This is a genomic window from bacterium, from assembly GCA_037131655.1.
Lineage (GTDB): Bacteria > Armatimonadota > Fimbriimonadia > Fimbriimonadales > JBAXQP01 > JBAXQP01.
Genome location: JBAXQP010000286.1, coordinates 1 through 3,493 on the forward strand (window position 1 = coordinate 1; position 3,493 = coordinate 3,493).

Annotated in this window: 3 protein-coding genes; all 3 read left to right on the forward strand. The window is 43.5% G+C overall.

What is annotated here, in order from left to right:
• Positions 1–263: 263 nt before the first annotated feature.
• Positions 264–1,514, forward strand: a complete 1,251-nt coding sequence (locus WCO51_11255) for a hypothetical protein (GenBank protein MEI6513832.1) — start codon at positions 264–266, stop codon at positions 1,512–1,514.
• The gene (locus tag WCO51_11260) at positions 1,504–2,430 is read left to right on the forward strand and encodes a glycosyltransferase family 2 protein (protein MEI6513833.1); all 927 of its coding nucleotides are present in this window, start codon (positions 1,504–1,506) and stop codon (positions 2,428–2,430) included. The genes WCO51_11255 and WCO51_11260 overlap by 11 nt, the downstream gene beginning before the upstream one ends.
• A gap of 44 nt (positions 2,431–2,474) precedes the next feature.
• Positions 2,475–3,493 (forward strand): (Fe-S)-binding protein (locus WCO51_11265; protein ID MEI6513834.1); only part of this gene is annotated, 1,019 nt, incomplete at its 3' end.

A 3,493-nucleotide genomic window follows, 5' to 3' on the forward strand; every position in this document is an offset into this window, starting at 1 on the left:
GCCTGGGGTAGGGTCGAGGCCTGCTTTAAACCTGAGTCCATTCTACCCAAAAGGTTGAGTCGAAGCGACTCAGGTTTGTCAATTATGTAAACCTAGGAGCTGCGGAACTTATTCCCACAGTCATTGGGTTTGCCTGGAACCTCGGACAGGCCGCTGTTTCGAAGCAGTTCGGACATTCCCACCTACATTGGGTTTGCCTGGAACCTCGGACAAGCCGCTGCTTCGAAGCAGCTCGGACATCCCACTCCCCTTGGAAGAGTTCAATGAGTTGGGTTGGTTACTGTTTGAGGGTGTTAGGACTACGTCAAACCTTCGGAGGCAGTCCAAGTCGCTGGTTTGTATCTACTCGCGGCGTCTCGACAGGACTAGCCCTGGCCCTGGCCCTTAGCTACACAAAAATCCTTGGTGTTGAGAAGAGATCAGTCCTTGCTTTCATTATGGTCTCTGCCTTAATTCTGACTTATATTTTTACTTCCGGAATTTCATTAGCGCTTCGAAATAAGGCCCCGGATGAAATTAGAGATGAAGAGTATTTCGGCTTTTTAACTCTTATCGGGTTAGCAGGAATTATTGTTGCAATTTTGAACTGTTGCCTTCTATTTTTCTATTCTTATTTGAAAACCGACATTCCCGGTCCTATTTATGTGGTGTGTTTTGTTTATAGTTTCTTTGCTTGCGTAAATATGGGCTATCAAGATGCATTGCTTGCAATGAATAATTTGAAACTTGCAACCATTTTCGACTTTACAACAGTTGCCGTCCAAATTGCCACAATGACCTTTTTTATTACATTAAGTCAGACTAGTTTAATTATTAGTGTATTTATAGGCTTTATATTCTCTTATGCCCTCATCTCATTCGCGACTGGTGCAGTTTTTCTTAATTCCTTCTCAGTCAACTTCTCTTTACTTTCGAGTGGGGTGCGAAGTATTCTTAAACAGAGCCGCCAACAGCACTTGTTTGGAATTGCAAATGGTTTAGTTGATCGGATTGACAGGTTCATCATCGGCTTAATTTTACCTATCGGAATTCTCGCGAAGTATGCATTGCTATCCAGTATCATCTCTTTCGCTCGATTCTTTCCAGATACGGCAGCCAAGTTAAATCTCTTGCGTCACCATCAAGGAAAAGCGAAAAAAGGGATTTCTTCTGACCCTGGAACCGTACTAGCCATCATTGCTGCCGGGGTTCTCTTCGCATTGTGCGCTCAGTTATTCATCAAGTTTGTTTTTGGCGATATATGGCTTCTTCCCCTTTCCGTTGGGTTTCTATTCGTAGCCCAAGAGGTTCTAAGAGGAAACTACCAAATCAAGGCGATCGAACTTATAGCTCGGGGTGGTAAATCAGAGATATCTAAAATCTCTCTACTCCTTATTCTTTTGTCCATTTCATTTATAACTCTCGGGTCTTTAGTTTTCGGTGTTTTTGGGGTGCCTCTTGCGATGGTTTGTGTTTACTTTATATTGACATTACAAATCACAAAAGTACTTAAAAGGGTAAAGAATGTCGGTTGATATATCGGTAATTATTCCGTTGTACAACAAAGAGGAGTTCATTGAACGCACTCTCAGGAGTGTTATTGAACAAGATATTGAAAATTGGGAATGCATTATTGTTGATGATGGTTCAATAGATTCCAGTATGGAGAAAGTTAAAGATTTTATTAAGGCTAACCCTGGTAATTGGAATCTAGTCTCTCAAGAGAATTCTGGACAAACCGCCGCCCGAAACCATGGCGTGAGGATTGCGACGGGCAAGTACCTGGCTTTTCTTGATGCAGATGATTTATGGCCAAAGGATAAGCTGCGATTACAGTTTGACGCTTTAGAAAGTGATCACGATGCGATCTTGGTACTTTCGGCGTTTGCGATTTTTAAGGATCATTTTTCTACTCCCCGTGTCGTTCGCCATAGAAATCCCACGAGAATGAATAAGCGGTGGTTATTTATGAGTGGGTTTGGGGGAGGATTAGAATCAGTGGGGATGCTGCGTCGAGGCATGCTGTTGGATGATGAGATGTTTGATTCTTCTCTCTCTACCTCATCAGGTTTGGATCTATCTCTTCGGTTGGCAGATATTGGAAGGATTATTCTGTTACCTCAAGTTGGTTTGTATTACCGGATCAATACAGGCCAGTGGCATGCCGATACAAATGAGTTGGGACGAAATTTGAATATTTTGTGCTTGCGATATCAAGCTAGATTTACCCAAAATTTGGCCCAGAGCCATTCAGCATATTTGTTCTGGGTTTCAGCAAGGTCCCATGGAACGAAGTACCTTGTACTCTCTTTGTTTCAGGCTCTTCTATCTCCTCGGAATAGGCGACTTTCTATTCTGATAAATCTCATATGGCGGAATGCCACTTCAGCCCAACTAGGTAGATCCATGCGAAGTGAAACATTGACTGCTATTAATCACTTAGATAGGTAGTTGAGCCCGATGTTATGCCCGATTTGAAGAGTTAATATGTCTCTATGAACCTTTTCTTCGTAGTTATCACCTATGGAATCACTGTTGTTGCCCTCGCCCTTATGGTGGTTCGAACCCGGCAGTTAATAGGTATCTACAAGAAGGGTCAGCCTGATCCAACTCGAAGCAACGATCGCGGTAAGCGCCTTCGCATGGCAGCTCGAGAGATCTTCGGCCATACCAAGATGTTTAATTTCACCATTGTTGGCTTTGCGCACTGGTTTGTTATGGTCGGCTTTGTTGTTTTGTTTGGAACATTGATTACCGCCTATGGTCAATTATTTAACCCAGAGTTCGCACTTCCAGTTATCGGACATTTGTGGCCATATGAATACTTCACTGAGCTAATCGCTTGGGCGACAGGCATTGGAATTGTTACTTTAATTGGAATTCGCCAAGTTACACGTTTTGTTAAGAAGGGCCGCACGTCACGTTTTTACGGCTCTGGAATGGTCAAGGGTTACTACGTTGAGGCGACAATTCTTGTCATTGTTTTCTGTGTCATCGCCTTGCGCGGTTTAGAGGGTGCATTATCCGATGAGACTAAGTGGAATCGTCATTATGTAACGACTTGGTTTATCGCATCGATGTTTAAATCGTGGTCACTTGGTCAACTCACATCCACGGTTCAGTTAGTCGCAACTATTAAAATTGTTGTATCGATGGCCTGGTTTATTGTCATCGCCAGTAACTTAACTATGGGTGTTGCTTGGCACCGATTCTTAGCGCCATTTAATATCTTCTTTCGGCGCAACGCTGATGGTAAATCTTCCCTTGGGCCATTGCCGGCGATGTTGTCGCATGGCGAAGTTATTAACTTTGAAGATCCGAAAGATGATGACGTCTTTGGTCTTGGTACACGCGCCGATATAACCTGGAAGGGTTTATTGGATATGTCTTCGTGTACAGAGTGCGGTCGCTGCCAATCTCAGTGCCCAGCTTGGCACACCGATAAACCACTGTCACCAAAGCTTTTAATCATGGCTATGCGCGATCACGCCTTCGCTAAAACCGTTGAAAATGA